General features: G+C 74.0%; 13 protein-coding genes. 5 read left to right on the forward strand and 8 right to left on the reverse strand.

Annotated elements, in window-relative coordinates:
• Positions 1-166 precede the first annotated feature (166 nt).
• On the reverse strand, positions 167-1,552 hold the full coding sequence (locus IG94_RS0119075) for an NsdA family TPR-like regulatory protein (protein ID WP_031037956.1): 1,386 nt from the start codon (positions 1,550-1,552) through the stop codon (positions 167-169).
• Positions 1,553-1,854: 302 nt separating this feature from the next.
• On the opposite strand from IG94_RS0119075, the gene IG94_RS0119080 reads away from it, so the two are divergent.
• From IG94_RS0119080 to IG94_RS0119090, 3 genes are all read left to right on the forward strand, one after another.
• Positions 1,855-2,508: a bifunctional DNA primase/polymerase gene (locus IG94_RS0119080; RefSeq protein ID WP_031037960.1), complete on the forward strand. Its 654-nt coding sequence runs from the start codon at positions 1,855-1,857 to the stop codon at positions 2,506-2,508.
• A gap of 241 nt (positions 2,509-2,749) precedes the next feature.
• Positions 2,750-3,523, forward strand: coding sequence for an ABC transporter ATP-binding protein (locus tag IG94_RS0119085; protein WP_031037963.1), 774 nt, complete (start codon positions 2,750-2,752; stop codon positions 3,521-3,523).
• The gene (locus IG94_RS0119090) at positions 3,520-5,166 is read left to right on the forward strand and encodes a hypothetical protein (RefSeq protein WP_031037967.1); all 1,647 of its coding nucleotides are present in this window, start codon (positions 3,520-3,522) and stop codon (positions 5,164-5,166) included. The genes IG94_RS0119085 and IG94_RS0119090 overlap by 4 nt, the downstream gene beginning before the upstream one ends.
• Positions 5,167-5,216: 50 nt before the next feature.
• Here the strand turns inward: IG94_RS0119090 and IG94_RS0119095 are convergent, their stop codons facing one another.
• Positions 5,217-6,152: an alpha/beta fold hydrolase gene (locus tag IG94_RS0119095; RefSeq protein WP_031037969.1), complete on the reverse strand. Its 936-nt coding sequence runs from the start codon at positions 6,150-6,152 to the stop codon at positions 5,217-5,219.
• Positions 6,153-6,719: 567 nt separating this feature from the next.
• Positions 6,720-7,412 (reverse strand): iron-dependent transcriptional repressor DtxR, encoded by a 693-nt coding sequence (locus IG94_RS0119100; protein ID WP_031037972.1) that lies wholly within the window; start codon positions 7,410-7,412, stop codon positions 6,720-6,722.
• A gap of 246 nt (positions 7,413-7,658) precedes the next feature.
• On the opposite strand from IG94_RS0119100, the gene IG94_RS0119105 reads away from it, so the two are divergent.
• A complete protein-coding gene (locus IG94_RS0119105) occupies positions 7,659-8,414 on the forward strand; it encodes an SIS domain-containing protein (RefSeq protein WP_031037973.1) in 756 nt (251 codons plus the stop codon).
• Between the two features lie 131 nt (positions 8,415-8,545).
• Here the strand turns inward: IG94_RS0119105 and IG94_RS0119110 are convergent, their stop codons facing one another.
• Positions 8,546-9,952 (reverse strand): PAS domain-containing protein, encoded by a 1,407-nt coding sequence (locus IG94_RS0119110; RefSeq protein WP_031037975.1) that lies wholly within the window; start codon positions 9,950-9,952, stop codon positions 8,546-8,548.
• A 577-nt stretch (positions 9,953-10,529) separates the two neighbouring features.
• On the reverse strand, positions 10,530-11,630 hold the full coding sequence (locus tag IG94_RS0119115) for a citrate synthase 2 (protein ID WP_031037978.1): 1,101 nt from the start codon (positions 11,628-11,630) through the stop codon (positions 10,530-10,532).
• Positions 11,631-12,149: 519 nt separating this feature from the next.
• Between IG94_RS0119115 and pdxH the strand changes: the two genes are divergently transcribed.
• The gene (pdxH, locus tag IG94_RS0119120; protein ID WP_052410759.1) at positions 12,150-12,779 is read left to right on the forward strand and encodes a pyridoxamine 5'-phosphate oxidase; all 630 of its coding nucleotides are present in this window, start codon (positions 12,150-12,152) and stop codon (positions 12,777-12,779) included.
• Here pdxH and IG94_RS0119125 read toward each other — a convergent pair.
• Genes IG94_RS0119125 through IG94_RS0119135 form a run of 3 tightly spaced genes read right to left on the reverse strand, consistent with a single transcriptional unit; the run spans position 12,769 to position 15,694 of the window.
• Entirely contained in the window at positions 12,769-13,407 is a 639-nt protein-coding gene (locus IG94_RS0119125) for a TetR/AcrR family transcriptional regulator (protein ID WP_031037982.1), read from the reverse strand. The genes pdxH and IG94_RS0119125 overlap by 11 nt on opposite strands.
• Entirely contained in the window at positions 13,395-14,129 is a 735-nt protein-coding gene (locus IG94_RS0119130) for an enoyl-CoA hydratase family protein (RefSeq protein WP_031037984.1), read from the reverse strand. The genes IG94_RS0119125 and IG94_RS0119130 overlap by 13 nt, the downstream gene beginning before the upstream one ends.
• Entirely contained in the window at positions 14,126-15,694 is a 1,569-nt protein-coding gene (locus IG94_RS0119135) for a 4-coumarate--CoA ligase family protein (protein ID WP_031037986.1), read from the reverse strand. Before IG94_RS0119135 ends, IG94_RS0119130 begins: the two co-directional genes overlap by 4 nt.
• Positions 15,695-15,726: the final 32 nt, after the last annotated feature.

The following is a 15,726-nucleotide window of genomic DNA, read 5'->3' on the forward strand; positions in this document are numbered from 1 at the left end:
CGGCTCACGCTACCGGGTCCCCCGAGCCCACTGCCACGCCGCAGGGGGCCTCGACTCCTTCCCTGTGACAGCAGTAACAAAACCGGGCCGCGGCACGCTGTTCATGTACCTTCGCGCTCACCCCACCGCGGTTTCACGCGTGTTCACGCATCCGCGGCCCGATCGTTCACGCGGCGGCCTGCAAATCCAGCCGCGCCCCGAACTCCCTGACCACGGATTCCTCCCGGTACGGCTCCAGTCGCGCCTGGAAATCCTCCAGGTACTCGGCGCCCCGGTTCGAGCGCAGCCCCTCCAGCAGTTCCACGGCCTTCGTGGCGGTGTTGCAGGCCTGTTCGACCTCGCGCTGCTGCACCTGGGCCGTGGCCAACAGCACATGCCCGATGGCCCGCCGGCGCGCCCGCGACTCGGGGTGGCCCTGGAGGGACTGGCGCGCGTACCGCGCCGCCGCGTCGGCCTGGCCGAGGTCGCGGTGGCAGTGCGCCAACTCGTCGGCGAGATAGGCGTCGTCGAAGTGCGCGATCCACACCGGGTCGTCCCCGGAGGAGGGATCGGCCGACTCCATCGCCCCGACCGCCCGCCCGGCCGCCTCGTGGGCCGCCCGTACGTCGCCCAGGAGCGCGTGGCCGCGGGCCTCGGCGGCGTGGAACATCGACTCCGCGCGCGGCGTCACCCGCCCGCGTGCGCCCTCCTGCGCCGCCCGCGCCAACTGCGCGATCTCGCGCGGGTTCCCGAGCTGCGCCGCCAGGTGGCTCATGGACGCGGCCAGCACGTACCCGCCGTAGCCGCGGTCCCCGGCCGCCTGCGCGAGCCGCAGCGACTGGATGTAGTACCGCTGGGCCAGACCGGGTTGGCCGGTGTCGACGGCCATGTACCCGGCCAGCTCGGTCAGTCGCGCGACCGTGGCGAACAGGTCCCGCCCCACCGCCTCCCGGTAGGAGCCGGCCAGCAGTCCGGAGACGACGCTGTTCAGGTAGTGCACCAGCACCGGGCGGACGTGCCCGCTGCCGTACTGGTGGTCCAGGTCCACCAGGGCCTGCGTCATCGCCCGCACGGCCGCCACGTCGGACGGCCCCACCCGCGGCCCCGCCGAACGCGACACCTGCGAGTCGGGGGCGGAGATCAGCCAGTCCCGGCTGGGCTCGACGAGCGCGGAGGCGGCGACGGAGGAGCCGGACAGGAAGTCCCGGCGCCCCACGTCGCTGCGCCACAGCTCGCAGACCTGCTCGATGGCCCCCAGCACCGTCGGCGAGAACTGGAGGCCGACGCCGGACGCGAGGTTCTTGCCGTTGGCCATGCCGATCTCGTCGATCGTGACCGTGCGGCCGAGCTTGCGGCCGAGCGCCTCGGCGATGATCGCCGGTGCCCTGCCGCGCGGTTGCTGTCCGCGCAGCCAGCGGGCCACGGAGGTCTTGTCGTACCGGAGGTCGAGCCCGTGCTCGACCCCGCACACGTTGACCCGGCGGGCGAGGCCCGCGTTGGAGCAGCCCGCTTCCTGAATGAGCGCCTGCAGTCGTTCGTTCGGCTGCCGCGCGACGAGAGGCCTTGCGGCCATGGCGTAACCCCCATGCGGTCTCATGCGGTCTCGATGCTGTCCCGGCGGACGAGAAGTCCCGGCCGTGAAGATCAATGCCCCGTCGATGTGCCGACAATGCGAGACTTGCGAAGCTTGCGAGGATTGCCGGGACGACGGCACACGTCGGCCCGCCGGCCCCAGACCTGGCTACCCAACTCCCGCGCGGAATCCTCTCGCGCGCCCCCACATTTGCGCCCATGCGCCCCGAATGCGGCACCGGCGCTCCTCCGTCGCACGCGCGCGCCGCGTAACCCCCGGTGAACACGGGAGTTGAGTTCGACGTGGAAGAGACCATCCCGGGCACCGAAGCCGCTCAGATCCCGCAGCAGCGAGGCACGTCGCCGCTGGAGACCGCCGTACGCTACGCCGAGGAGCGCCACTGGGACGTGTTCCCCGGTACCTGGCTGGTGGCCGCGGACGGGAGGCAGCTCTGCTCCTGCGGCGCCTCGGCGTGCTCCGCCCCGGGCGCACACCCGGCGCGCGATGACTGGGCGGCGCAGGCGACGGGCAGTGCGAGCGCCGCCCGCCGGATGTGGGAGCAGCAGCCGACGGCCTCGGTCCTGCTGCCCACGGGCCGGACGTTCGACGCGGTCGACGTGCCCGAGACGGCGGGGTTCCTGGCGCTCGCCCGGATGGAGCGGATGGAGCTGGCGCTCGGGCCGGTGACGCTGGCGCCGGACCGGCGGATGCGGTTCTTCGTGCTGCCGGGCGCGGCGGTGAAGGTGCCCGAACTGGTGCGGCGGCTGGGCTGGCCGCCCCGGACGCTCGACCTGGGCGTGCTCGGCGAGGGGGCGTACGTGGCGGCGCCGCCCACCCGGTTCGGGGCGCGGGGCGCCGTGCAGTGGGCCTGCCGGCCGACCCCGGCGAACCGGTGGCTGCCGGACGTGGAGGAGCTGATCCCCTCGTTGGCGTACGCGTGCGGGAGGGAGCGTTAGAAACGCCCTCGCGCCCTTCCGCCCGCCGGGGCGCCCGTCAGTCCGCCGAGGCGCGTGTTCGTCCGCCGGGGCGCCTGCTGTCCGGCGCGGCCCGGTGTGCGCGGTGCTGCGTGCGCGCCGTGCTGCGTGCGCGCGGTGCGTGGTGGGTCGCGCCCGCGCGGCGAAGCCGTATCGGCACGGTCCCGCGCCCCTGCGGGGCGCCGTCCCCCCGTAGGGTTCGAGGCCGACGGAGGGAGACGTAGTGAGTGGCAGCGCCGTACGGGTACAGGGGCTCTGGAAGCGGTTCGGGCAGCAGGTCGCCGTGGGCGGCATCGATCTGGAGCTGCCCGCGGGCAAGTTCATCGGGCTGGTCGGGCCGAACGGCGCCGGGAAGACCACCACGCTCTCCATGGTGACCGGGCTGCTGCGCCCGGACCAGGGCTCGGTGGAGGTCGTCGGGCACGACGTGTGGCGCGACCCGGCGGAGGTGAAGGCCAGGATCGGGGTGCTGCCCGAGGGGCTGCGGCTCTTCGAGCGGCTGTCGGGGCGGGAACTGCTCGGCTACACCGGCCGGTTGCGGGGGCTGCCCGGCGCGGAGGTCGACAAGCGGGCCGCGCAGCTCCTCGACGTGCTGGACCTGTCCGGCGCGCAGCACAAGCTGGTCGTGGACTACTCGACCGGCATGCGGAAGAAGATCGGCCTGGCCGCCGCGCTGCTGCACAATCCGGAAGTGCTGTTCCTGGACGAGCCGTTCGAGGGCGTCGACCCGGTCTCCGCGCAGACCATCCGGGGTGTCCTGGAGCGTTACACCGCCTCCGGCGCCACCGTCGTCTTCTCCTCCCACGTGATGGAACTGGTGGAGTCGCTGTGCGACTGGGTGGCGGTGCTGGCCGCCGGCCGCATCCGCGCCACCGGCACGCTGGCCGAGGTGCGCGGCGAGGCGGCCTCGCTGCAGGAGGCGTTCCTGGAACTCGTCGGCGCCGGCGGCCGGACCGCCGGCGCCGACCTGGACTGGCTGGGCGGCGGCGCCCGGTGAGCGCGCAGACCGCGCCCCTGACGTCCGGTACGCCGGGCGCACGCCCCGCGCCCGGCGCCGCCCCGGTCACGTCCGTCTTCGTCCGGCTGAAGCTGTCCCTGCTGCGCAACGGGCTGCGGCAGTCCGGCGGGCGGCAGGCCGCCTACATCGCCTCGGCCGTCCTCGTCCTGCTCTTCGCCGCGCTCACGCTGCTCGGCCTGATCGCACTGCGCGGTTACGCGCACGCCGACTCGCTGGTGGTTCTGCTGGCGGCGGTGCTGGCCCTCGGCTGGGCGGTGATGCCGCTGTTCTTCTCCAGCGGCGACGAGACGCTCGACCCCACCCGGCTGGTGATGCTGCCGCTGCGGCCCCGCCCGCTGGTCCGGGCCCTGCTCGCGGCGTCGCTGGTGGGCATCGGGCCGCTGTTCACGCTGTGCGTGTTCGCCGGTTCCGTGGTCGCGGTCGCGCACGGCGGGGCGGCGTACGCCGTCGGTGTCGTCGGCGCGGTCCTGGCGCTGCTGGTGTGCGTGACCCTCGCGCGGGCCGTCGCCGCCGCCAACGTACGGCTGCTGACCAGCCGCAAGGGCCGCGATCTGGCGGTGCTGAGCGGGCTCGTCGTCGCGGTGGGCGCGCAGGTCGTCAACTTCGGGGCGCAGCGGCTCGGTTCGGCGGGGCTCGGGCGGCTCGACCCGGTGGCCGACGTGGTGCGCTGGGTGCCGCCCGCGTCGGCGGTGGGCGCGATGGACGCGGCGAGCGACGGGTCGTACGGCGTCGCGCTGGCCCAGCTGGCGCTGACCGCCGCGGCGCTGGTGCTGCTGCTGTGGGTGTGGGCGCGCCATCTGACCCGGCTGATGACGACGCCGGACGGCTCCACGATCCAGAGCGACACCCGGCCGGTGCGCGAACGCGGCTCGGCCGGGCCCGCCCGGTGGCTGCCGGCGGGCCGCACCGGCACCACCATGGAGCGCACCCTGCGCTACGTGTGGCGCGACCCGAAGACCAAGGCGGCCTGGGTGACCTCGCTGGCCATCGGCCTCATCGTGCCGGTGTTCAACGCCTGGCAGGGCACCGGGTCGGTGTACTTCGCCTGCTTCGCCGCCGGAATGCTCGGCATCCAGATGTACAACCAGTTCGGGCAGGACACCTCCGCGTTCTGGATGGTCGCGATGACGATCTCCTCGACCCGGGACGCGTACGTCGAGCTGCGCGCCCGCGCGCTGGCCCTGCTGCTGGTCACGCTGCCGTACGCCACCCTGGTGACCGTCCTGACCACCGCGATCCTGGACGACTGGCCCACCCTCCCCCAGACGCTCGGCCTGTCCTTCGCGCTGCTCGGGGCGATGCTGGCGAGCGGTGCGTGGACCTCGGCGCAGTTCCCGTACTCGATCCCGCAGGACGGGTACAAGAACGTCGCCCCGGGGCAGGCCGGGCTGGCCTGGATCTCGATCTTCGGCGGGATGGTGGGCGCGGCCCTGCTGTGCGCGCCGGTGATCGCGCTGACGATCTGGCTGAACGTCAGCGCGGGCGGCGACGGCCTGACCTGGCTGCTGCTGCCGGTCGGCGCGGGGTACGGCGCCGTGCTGACGCTGCTCGGCCTGCGCCTGGCCGCACCGCGCACGGCGGCACGGCTGCCGGAGATCCTCACGGCGGTCAGCAAGGGCTGACGTCCCCCGCCGGGCCGGGCGCCCGCGCCCCTCCCGGTGGCTCCCGCGGCTCAGGCGTCCCGGAGCGAGTCCAGGAACGGCTCGATCGCCGCTCGCCACGCCTCCGGCTGGTCGTAGTGGACGAGGTGGCCGGCGTCGGCGACCTCCGCGTACTGGCCGCGGGGCAGGACGCGGACCATCTCCTGGGCCTCGGCACGGCCCAGCTCGCCGTCGAGGCCGCGGACGACCAGGGTGGGGCAGCGGACCTGGGCCAGCTCCTCCCAGTGGGCGTCGTAGACCCAGGTCTCGCGGGAGCGGAGCATCTGGTCCGGCTCGAAGACGGGCCGCCAGCCGTCCGGGGACTCGGCCATCACCTCGGCGTACCACTCGCCCCGGGACGGGTTGGGCCGCTCCACCCACGGGTCGTCCTCGCCGAACCACTTGCGTACGTCGGCGAGGGTGGCGAAGGGAACCGGCCATGCCCGGAACCACTCGGTCCAGGTGTGCTGCGAGGCGGCGCCGAGGGCGGAGGCCCGCATGTCGCAGATGATCAGGCCGCGCACCAGGTCCGGGCGCTTGGCGGCCAGCTGCCAGGCGGTCAGCGCACCCATGGCGTGACCGATCAGGACGGCCGGGCCGAGGCCGAGCTGCTCCAGGGCGGCCTCGACGTCCTCGACGTAGGCCTCCCGGGTGTAGGAGCCCCGCGGGGGCTTGTCGCTGCGGCCGTGACCGCGCTGGTCGAGGGCGACGGCCCGGTGGCCTCCCGACAGCCAGCGGGCCGTCGGCGCCCAGTGGGAGGCGCGGCCCATCAGCCCGTGCAGTAACAGCACCCCCGGCCCGTCACCGGCCCCGGGGGCGGTCTGCGGACCGGACTGCGGACCGGACAGCTGATCAGTCCCGGGGTCGGTCTCGGGATCGGTCCTGGGATCCGTCTTGGGAGGGTCGCCGAACTCCCAGGCCGCGAGGCGTACTCCGCCCGCGCCGGTCACGTCGATGCGTCGCGCCATAGCTCCTGGCACCCCCAAGCGCCGCTCGGACCGCCCGCCCCGTCCGGGCCGGCCGGTCCTGTGAACCGTGTCCTGCCTGCCGTGCCTTGCCGTCCCCGCCGTTGTGCCCGCGGTCGTCCGACGCCCGCAAGACTATCGAATACCTATTCGAAAAAGCCGCCTCGGTGAGCAACAACCCTCATTCGAGTGACACCCCTCAGGGATTGATCGCCACCGCCCAGGGGAGATCTTCAGCGGGAGGCGGACCGCTCGGGGAAAACGGCCCGCGGGAGCTGACCCTGGGAGCTCGGGGCTCCGGGTCAGCACAGGGGAGGACAGGCCCCGGCGCCCCACGGCGCCGGGGCCCTCCGCGTCTCTCAGGCCCGTCCGGCACGTCCCCACCCCCCTCTCCGGCCGACGGCGTCGCTGCCGCCCACGGCCGGGAGCCCCTTCGTCATATGCCTCACCGCACAGCCTTGCACGCGCGGCGCCCGGACGCTGCGGTTCGGCGCACAGCACTTCGAATCGGCCAGATTCACGCGCCGGCGCACGCCCCCGCGAAGTGGCGCACGCCGACCGGCCCGCCGTTCAGCGCTTGGCCACGAACACGTGGGAGGCGGTGTCCGACTCCAGCTCGGCCGCCTCGCCGCCACTGCCCACCAGCACGCCGCCCGCCGACTCGGTCACGCTCACCACCGAGCCGGGCTGCACACCTGCCCGGCGCAGCGTGTACATCAGCTGCGCGTCCGTCTGGATCGGCTCGCCGATCCGCCTCACGACGACCGTCTTGCCCTCCATGCCCGGGTCGAGGTCGGCGAGCGAGACCATGCCCTCGTCCAGGAACGGGTCGGCGATGTCCGTCTCGCCCAGCTCCTCCAGGCCCGGGATCGGGTTCCCGTACGGCGACTCGGTCGGGTGGCGCAGCAGCTCGAGCACGCGGCGCTCGACGGCCTCGCTCATCACGTGCTCCCAGCGGCACGCCTCGGCGTGCACCTGCTCCCACTCCAGGCCGATCACGTCGACGAGCAGGCACTCCGCGAGCCGGTGCTTGCGCATCACGCGCGTCGCCAGCCGCCTGCCCTCCTCGGTCAGCTCCAGGTGCCGGTCGGACGCCACGGACACCAGACCGTCGCGCTCCATGCGCGCCACCGTCTGACTGACCGTCGGGCCGCTCTGGTCGAGCCGCTCGGCGATCCGGGCGCGCATCGGGACCACACCTTCCTCCTCCAGCTCCAGGATGGTGCGGAGGTACATCTCCGTGGTGTCGATCAGTCCGGACATACGTGCCCCTCGATGAGATTGCCGGAGGCTCAGGCCCACCGGCGTGTGCGCTGGCCCTGCAGTCAATTCTGACGCATACCACCGACAACCGTGCCCCGCCGCGTGAAGCCGGGTCCACACGGGCCCTGCGCGGTCCGCCGCAGCCGTACCGCAGCCGTATTGACACCGCACTGGTCCAGACCGCACCGTGATCCGCGACACAGCCTCACCGACCACACCGAACCGACCACACCGAAGGGGTCCCGCATGAGCGACCGCAAGCCGGCCGGCGAGTTCCTCGACGCGGCGATCGAGCTCCTGCGGCAGGTCCGCGACGAGGAGGCCGGCAGCATCGAGGCGGCCGGCACGCTGCTCGCCGACACCGTGCAGAACGGCGGCCGGCTCTTCGCCTTCGGCGCCGGTCACTCGTCCCTCCCGGCCCAGGACGTGGTGTACCGGGCCGGCGGGCTGGCCCTGATGAACCTGCTCACCGTCCCCGGCGTCGTCGGCGTCGACGTCATGCCGGCCACGCTCGGCTCCGCCCTGGAGCGCGTCGACGGCCTCGCGAGCGCCGTACTGGACTCCTCGCCGCTCCGCGCGGGCGACACCCTCGTGATCATCTCCCTCTCCGGGCGCAACGCCCTGCCCGTGGAGATGGCCGTGCACGCCCGCGCCCTCGGCGTCCGGGTCATCGGCGTGACCTCGGTGGCGTACGCGTCCGAGACGTCCTCCCGGCACTCCTCCGGCACCTTCCTCAAGGACCACTGCGACATCGTGCTGGACTCCCGGATCGCCGTCGGCGACGCGGAACTCACCCTGGACACCGTCCCGGCCCCCTTCGCCCCCGCCTCCACGGTCGTCACCAGCGCCCTCATGCAGGCCACCCTGGCGACGGCCGCCGCCACCCTCGCCGACCGCGGCGTCGAGCCGCCGCTGCTGCGCTCGGGCAACGTGGACGGCGGCCACGACTGGAACCGCCGGGTACTGGAGCAGTACGCCGACCGCATCTTCTACCGCCGCTGACCCGGCACGGGCCACCGGGACGAACCGGGGGGGGCGGCACCGGGACAGCCCGCCTCACGCGCGCAGCCCGCGTCACCCGCGCCCGCCGCGAGACCCGCGCAATCGTTCCTTCACCGTCCCACCACGCCCCGCTACCGCTCCTCCAGCGCCCCGCCCAGATCCAGGGCAGCCGCGATACGGACCGCCACGTCCTCGGCGTACATCGCGTCGGACCGTTCGAACGCGCTCCGTCCCGTTCCCCGCAGAAACGTCACGACGCCCAGCGTGCGGCCCCGGCTGCGCAGTACCGCGCAGAGGCCGTGCGCGGTGTCCGCCGGCCACTGCCGGGCCGCGGCCCACTGCCGCACCTGCTCGGCGGCCTGCGCCGCGCGCGCACCGGCGCTGGCCCGCACCGAACCCGTCCGCTCCACGCACTGCACCGCCGGGTGCCCCTCGCCGTACCGCACCGGCATCCCGCTCGTGCCGGAGAGCACGCTCGGCCCCGGCGCGCCGGACGGCGTGGCCGCGACCCGCACCAGCCGCACCGGCTCCGCCGCGTCGGTGTCCACCGCCGCCCCGCCCACGACCCGGTCGATCAGCGCGTGGTCGGCGAACCCGGCCAGCGCGAAGTCCAGGTGGACGACCGCGGCCTCCGCCGGGTCATCGCACTCGGCCGCGGCACGCGCCGCGCGGTGCAGCTGATTGGCCCGGAACCGCAGCAGCGCCGCCTCCTGCTCGGTCTGCTTGGCCTCGGTGATGTCCTGGAACAGCCAGCCGACGCCCAACGGCACCGGCTCCTCCGCCAGCGGCGAGGCCAGCCGCACGAACCCGCTGCGCCAGCACCGGCGCCGCTCGCCCTCCGGGGTCCGCAGCCGCACCCACACCTCGGCCGGCGCGGGCGGCGCGCCCTCGGCGAGGACGTGCGTCAGCGCGTTCTCCAGCTCCTCGACGCCCTGGGTCAGCAGCTCGCCGAGCGGCCGGCCCAGCACGGACGTGCGCCCGGCGCCCAGCGCCCGCGCCGCGTGCGCGTTGACCACGGCGGGCCGCAGGTCCGCGTCGACCAGGACGACACCCCAGCTCGCGTCCTCCAGCAGGGCCTCGCTCAGCGCGATGGACCGCTCCAGGTCGATCTGCGCGTGCACCTCGCTGAACGCGCAGTACACCCCCGCGGGCTTCCCGTCCGGTCCACGCACCGCAGCGGACTGCGTACGCACCAGCACCCGCCCGCCGTCCTTGGTCAGCAGCGCGAACTCGTGCACCTGCCGTCCCGGCGCCCGCATCGCGGACAGCAGCCGGTCCTCCACCTCACCGGCGTCCGCGCTGCGCACGGCCCACCCGGCGAAGCCCTGGCGGCCCACGGCCTCGGCGGCACTCCAGCCCAGGATCCGCTCCGCCTCCCGGTTCCAGTGGGTGACCACCCCGTCCGCGTCGAACGCGCACAGGGCCGCGTCCATCCCGTCGAGAAGCGCGGCCAACAGGTCCGCACCGTCCCGATCGGGCTGCTCCGGCTCGTCCGGCCCCAGCTCGTCGGTGGTCCCACTACGCCGCGAAGCACTCACCCGGACCCCCTGCAGGCTGCGTCCGCCGTACGGTACGTCGGTTCGCTCACTGGCCTTCATTCAACTCGAACGTGATGCAGCACACAGCGGGTTCCCGCAAGTTCACGGAAATCGTTGTACTGCGGAAACCCGGCATACGCCGCCGTCATGACGGGGCATACCGCGCGGCCGGCCGACGCTTCGCCTCAACCGTTTCGCCGTGCGTGAAACCGTAAGTGACCAGGGACAACGCGTCCATGGGTGATCGACTGCGAATCGGATCGGGAAATTCGATTGATCGGCGGCCGACCGGTTCCTAGGGTGGTCCGTACACGAGAAGGGAGGTGGTTCGGCAGATGTATGACAACCGGACGCGTGAGGTGACTGCGGGCTAGCGCCCGTCACCCCATTCAGTGCGGTGCCGGATCAGCGCGTGACAGACGCGTGCAGCCGGCCCAATCCCAGGCAGTCACCCGACCCGCGAGTCGCCGGTACGTCCGGCCGGCTCCTCCACGGAGGAACCAGACTCGCGGGTCGTCTGCGTGTCCGGACAGGCCGGACAGGTGCCGGACAGGTGGGAGGGGCGGTCCGGTGGCGGTCAGCTCGCGGCGTCGGTGTGGTCCCCGATGTCGCGGGGGTCGCGCGGGCCGGGGCCCACGTAGCGGGCTGAGGGGCGGACCAGGCGGCCGGTGCGCTTCTGCTCCAGGATGTGGGCGGACCAGCCGGCGGTGCGGGCGCAGGTGAACATCGAGGTGAACAGGTGGGCCGGGACCTCGGCGAAGTCCAGCACGATGGCGGCCCAGAACTCGACGTTGGTGGCCAGGACCCGGTCGGGGCGGCGGGCGTGCAGCTCGGCGAGGGCGGCCTTCTCCAGGGCCTCCGCGACCTCGTAGCGCGGGGCGCCGAGTTCGCGGGCGGTGCGGCGCAGGACGCGGGCGCGCGGGTCCTCGGCGCGGTAGACGCGGTGGCCGAAGCCCATGAGGCGTTCGCCCGCGTCGAGGGCCCTTTTGACGTAGGCCTCGGCGTCGCCGGTGCGCTCGATCTCCTCGATCATGTGCAGGACGCGCGAGGGGGCGCCGCCGTGCAGCGGTCCCGACATGGCGCCCACGGCTCCGGAGAGCGCGGCCGACACGTCGGCGCCGGTGGAGGCGATGACGCGGGCGGTGAAGGTGGAGGCGTTCATGCCGTGCTCGGCGGCGGAGGTCCAGTAGGCGTCGACGGCGGCCACGTGCTTGGGGTCGGGTTCACCGCGCCAGCGGATCATGAAGCGTTCGACGACGGACCGGGCCTTGTCGATCTCGCGCTGCGGAACCATGGGCAGGCTCTGGCCGCGCGCGGACTGGGCGACGTAGGACAGCGCCATGACGGCGGCGCGCGCGAGGTCGGCGCGGGCCTGCTCGGCGTCGATGTCCAGGAGGGGCTTGAGCCCCCAGACCGGCGCGAGCATGGCGAGGGCCGACTGCACGTCGACGCGGACGTCGCCGGAGTGGACGGGGAGGGGGAACGGCTCGGCGGGCGGCAGGCCGGGGTCGAAGGCGCCGTCGACGAGCAGGCCCCAGACGTTGCCGAAGGACACGTGGCCGACGAGGTCCTCGATGTCGACGCCGCGGTAGCGCAGGGCGCCGCCCTCCTTGTCGGGTTCGGCGATCTCCGTCTCGAACGCGACGACTCCTTCGAGCCCGGGTACGAAGTCGGACATCAGGCGGCTCCTCGTGATCGTGGTCTGTGGCGGCATGTGCGGCGGCCCGGGCGGAAGCGGTGCGGTCGCCTCCGTGGATCCGCGGTCGTCCCCCGACTCGCGGTCCTGCCGGTCTCCCGGTGACGCCCCGTACGGCCGGCGGTCGTCCGACCGGAGCGGGACCAAGCACCCTATCCCCGAGTGTCACGTTTGGGGAGTGGTCGCGGCACTCGGTGCCAGTAGGTGCCGAAGGACACCGGGTGCCGGGACCGGGCGTCGGACGGTCGCCGGACTTCGGCCACCGGTCGCCGGACTTCGGCCGCCGGGCGCCGGGCAGTCGTCGGACACCGGCCGTTCTTCCGGGGCCGCGCGGGGCGCCGGGAGGGATGCGGCAGGATGGGCGGCGTGACCGATCGCGAAGCCGATTCCGCCGTCCCCGCCGCGTCCGCCGTCCCCTCCACCACGCCCGCCGCGCCCGCCGCGCCCTCATCCTCTGCTCCGCCCTCCGCGCCGCCCTCTGCTCCCCCGGACCTCGCCTCGATGCGCAGGCAGTACCGGACCGAGGGGCTGTCCGAGACCGAGCTGGCCGCGACGCCCGTCGAGCAGTTCGCGCGCTGGTTCAAGCAGGCGGCGACGGACGGCGGGCTGTTCGAGCCGAACGCCATGGTCGTCTCCACCGCGGACACCCGGGGCCGACCCAGCTCCCGCACGGTGCTGCTGAAGCACTTCGACGAGCAGGGCTTCGTCTTCTACACCAACTACGACTCCCGCAAGGGCCGCGAGCTGGACGAGAACCCGTATGTCTCGCTGCTCTTCCCCTGGCATCCGATGGCCCGGCAGGTCGTGGTGACGGGGGTCGCGCGGCGCACCGGCCGGGACGAGACCGCCGCGTACTTCCGGACCCGGCCGCACGGCTCCCAGCTGGGCGCCTGGGCCAGCGCACAGTCGGCGGTGGTGTCCGGGCGGCGCTCCCTGGACGCGGCGTACGTCGAGCTGGCGGCCCGCTACCCGGGCGGCGAGCAGGTGCCGGTACCGCCGCACTGGGGCGGGTTCCGGGTGGCGCCGGAGGCGGTGGAGTTCTGGCAGGGCCGGGAGAACCGGCTGCACGACCGGCTGCGGTACGTGGCGCAGGAGGGCGGCGGCTGGCGGGTGGAGCGGCTCAGCCCGTGATTCCGCCCAGCGCCTCGTCCAGCAGCCGGGCCCACTGCTCCACGACCCGTTCCCGCCGTGGCCCGTCGTCGGTGAGGAGGTTGGCCAGGCCCAGGCCGCGGGCCATGTCCAGGAGTCCCTGGACCGTTTCGCGGGCGCCGGGGCGGCTCTCGTCGGCGCCGAGGAGGTCGACGGCGATGCGGTGGGTCTCTCGGCCGACGCGGGCCTCCAGTTCGGTGACCCGGCCGCGCAGCTGCTCCTCGTCGGAGGCGGCCACCCACAGGTGCAGGGCGGCGCGGAACAGGGGGCCGGTGTAGAGGTCGACGAGGGCGGCGACGACGGCCCGGCGGTCACCGGGTGCCGCGCCCTGCGGGAACAGGGCGCGCAGCGCGGTGGAGCGTTCTTCGGCGACGTACTCCACGGCGGCCGTGAAGAGATCCTCGCGGGTCGGGAAGTGGTGCTGGGCGGCGCCGCGCGAGACGCCGGCGTGTTCGGCGACCACGGAGACGGTGGACCCGGCCCAGCCGCGCTCCGCGAGACAGGCCACGGCGGCTTCCAGGAGCCGTTGCCGGGTGGCCCGGCTGCGGTCCTGCTTGGGCACGCGCTCGGCGCGCTCGGCCGCGTTCACGGCGCCGCTCAGAGCACCCATTCCGGATCCCGTCGTTCGAGGAAGGCCGTCATCCCCTCGCGGGCCTGCGGGGAGGAGAACAGCCTGGCCGAGAGTGCGGTCAGGTCGGCCGCGTCCCGGTCGAAGGCCTCCAGCACCCTAGCCGTGAGCAGCCGTTTCGTCTCGGCCAGGCCCTGCGGTGAGGCGCGGCGCACACCGTCGAGGACGGGTTCGAGTACGGCGTCCACGTCGTCGCCCGCCGCGGTGACCAGGCCGATGCGGGCGGCCTCGGCGGCGTCGAAGCGCTCGCCGGTGAGGCAGTAGCGGGCGAGGGCGCGGGGGTCGGTGCGCGGCAGCAGGGTCAGGGAGACGACGGCGGGTGCGACGCCGATCCGGACCTCGGTGAGGGCGAAGGTGGCCGCCGCCGAGGCCGCCGCGATGTCGCAGGCGGCGACCAGGCCGAGGCCGCCCGCGCGGACGTGCCCGGCGACGCGGGCGATCACCGGTTTCGGCACCTCGGCGATCTGCCGGAGCAGGCCGGTCAGGGCGTCCGGTGCGGGCGGGTCGCGCAGGTCGGCGCCGGCGCTGAAGGTGTTGCCGGTGTGGGTGAGGACGACGGCGCGGACGCCGGGGTCCGCGCCCGCCTCGGTGAGGGCGGCGGCGAGGTCCCCGACGAGGGCGGCGGACAGGGCGTTGCGGTTGTGCGGGGAGTCGAGGCTGAGGGTCTCGACGCCCCGCGCGCGCGTGCGGACGACGGTGGTCACCGGGGCTCCCTCAGTTGCCGGCGCAGGATCTTGCCGGACGCCGCGCGGGGGACGGCGTCGACGAAGGTGACCCTGCGGACGCGTTTGTAGGGGGCGACGCGTTCGGCGACGTACATCATCAGCTCGCTCTCCGAGGGGCCGGGCGCGTCCGGCCGGCGGACGACGAAGGCGTGCGGCACTTCGTTGCCGTCGTCGTCGTACGCCCCGACGACGGCCGCGTCGGCGACGCCGGGGTGGCCGAGCAGGAGGGCCTCCAGCTCGGCGGGAGCGACCTGGAAGCCCTTGTACTTGATCAGCTCCTTGACGCGGTCGACGACGAACAGCCAGCCCTCGGCGTCGACGTGTCCGACGTCGCCGGTGTGGAGCCAGCCGTCCTCGTCGATCATGGCGGCGGTGGCGTCGGGGCGGCCCAGGTAGCCCTTCATGATCTGGGGCCCGCGGATGAGGACCTCGCCGGCCTCGCCGGTACCGAGGTCCTCGCCGGGTTCGGTGAGGGAGACGACGCGCATCTCGGTCCCGGCGATGAGTCTGCCGACGGTGCCGGGCGGTGCGTCGGCCATGGCGTCCAGGGGGACGACGTGGGTGCCGGGGGACAGTTCCGTCATGCCGTACGCCTGGCCGACGGGCGGCAGGCCGAGCCGCCGGGAGCAGGCGAGGGCGAGGCGCGCGTCCAGCGGGGCGGCGGCGCTGACGATGTACTTCAGCGAGGACAGGTCGTAGTCGGCGACCAGCGGGTGCTTGGCGAGGGCCAGGACGATCGGCGGGGCGACGTACAGGCTGGTGATGCGGTGGTCCTGGATGGCGGCGAGGAACTGCTCCAGGTCGAAGCGGGGCAGTACGACGACGGTCGCGCCGAGCCTGAGCGGGGCGTTCATCAGCGCGGTGAGGCCGTAGATGTGGAAGAACGGCAGTACGGCGAGGACGCGGTCGCCGGGTGCGGACGGCATCGACGGTTCGAGCTGGGCGAGGTTGGTGGCGATCTGCCGGTGGGTGAGCATCACGCCCTTGGGGGCGCCGGTGGTGCCCGAGGAGTACGGCAGGGCGGCGACGTCCTCGGCGGGGTCGACGGCGACCTCGGGCTCGGGGGCGGTCGAGGCCAGCATGTCGACGAGCGAGCGGTGGCCGGGCGCGCTGTCGCAGACCAGGATCTCCCGGACGCCGCCCGCGAGTCCGGCGGCCCGGCGGGCGGTGTCGAGCAGCGGGGAGACGGTGACGATCCAGCGGGCCCCCGCGTCGCTCAGCTGCTTGGCGAACTCCTCGGCCGTGGCGAGCGGGTGCACGGTGGTGACGGAGGCGCCCGCGCGGGTGGCGGCGTAGAAGGCCAGGGGGAAGGCCACGGTGTTGGGGCTGTGCAGGGCGAGGACGTCGCCCTTGCGGACGCCGGTCTCGGCGAGGGCGGCGGCGACGCGCCGGTGGAAGCGGTCCACCTGCTCGTAGGTGAGGGTGGTGCCGTCGGTGCCGTCGATCAGCGCCGGGGCGCTGCCGAAGGCGGCGGCACCGCCGAGCACCGCGTCGTGGATGGGCAGGTCGACGGGCGGGACGTCTGCGTACGCGCTGCGGAACACGGTTCCTCCAACGCCGCTCGGGAACGGCCTAG

This window comes from Streptomyces olivaceus, from assembly GCF_000721235.1.
Classification (GTDB): Bacteria; Actinomycetota; Actinomycetes; order Streptomycetales; family Streptomycetaceae; genus Streptomyces; species Streptomyces olivaceus.

Coding starts and splice junctions, on each gene's coding strand:
- IG94_RS0119075 (WP_031037956.1), bottom strand. CDS start 1,552: ATGGCCGCAAGGCCTCTCGTCGCGCGGCAGCCGAACGAACGACTGCAG.
- IG94_RS0119095 (WP_031037969.1), bottom strand. CDS start 6,152: ATGGCGCGACGCATCGACGTGACCGGCGCGGGCGGAGTACGCCTCGCG.
- IG94_RS0119100 (WP_031037972.1), bottom strand. CDS start 7,412: ATGTCCGGACTGATCGACACCACGGAGATGTACCTCCGCACCATCCTG.
- IG94_RS0119105 (WP_031037973.1), top strand. CDS start 7,659: ATGAGCGACCGCAAGCCGGCCGGCGAGTTCCTCGACGCGGCGATCGAG.
- IG94_RS0119115 (WP_031037978.1), bottom strand. CDS start 11,630: ATGTCCGACTTCGTACCCGGGCTCGAAGGAGTCGTCGCGTTCGAGACG.
- pdxH (WP_052410759.1), top strand. CDS start 12,150: ATGCGCAGGCAGTACCGGACCGAGGGGCTGTCCGAGACCGAGCTGGCC.
- IG94_RS0119125 (WP_031037982.1), bottom strand. CDS start 13,407: ATGGGTGCTCTGAGCGGCGCCGTGAACGCGGCCGAGCGCGCCGAGCGC.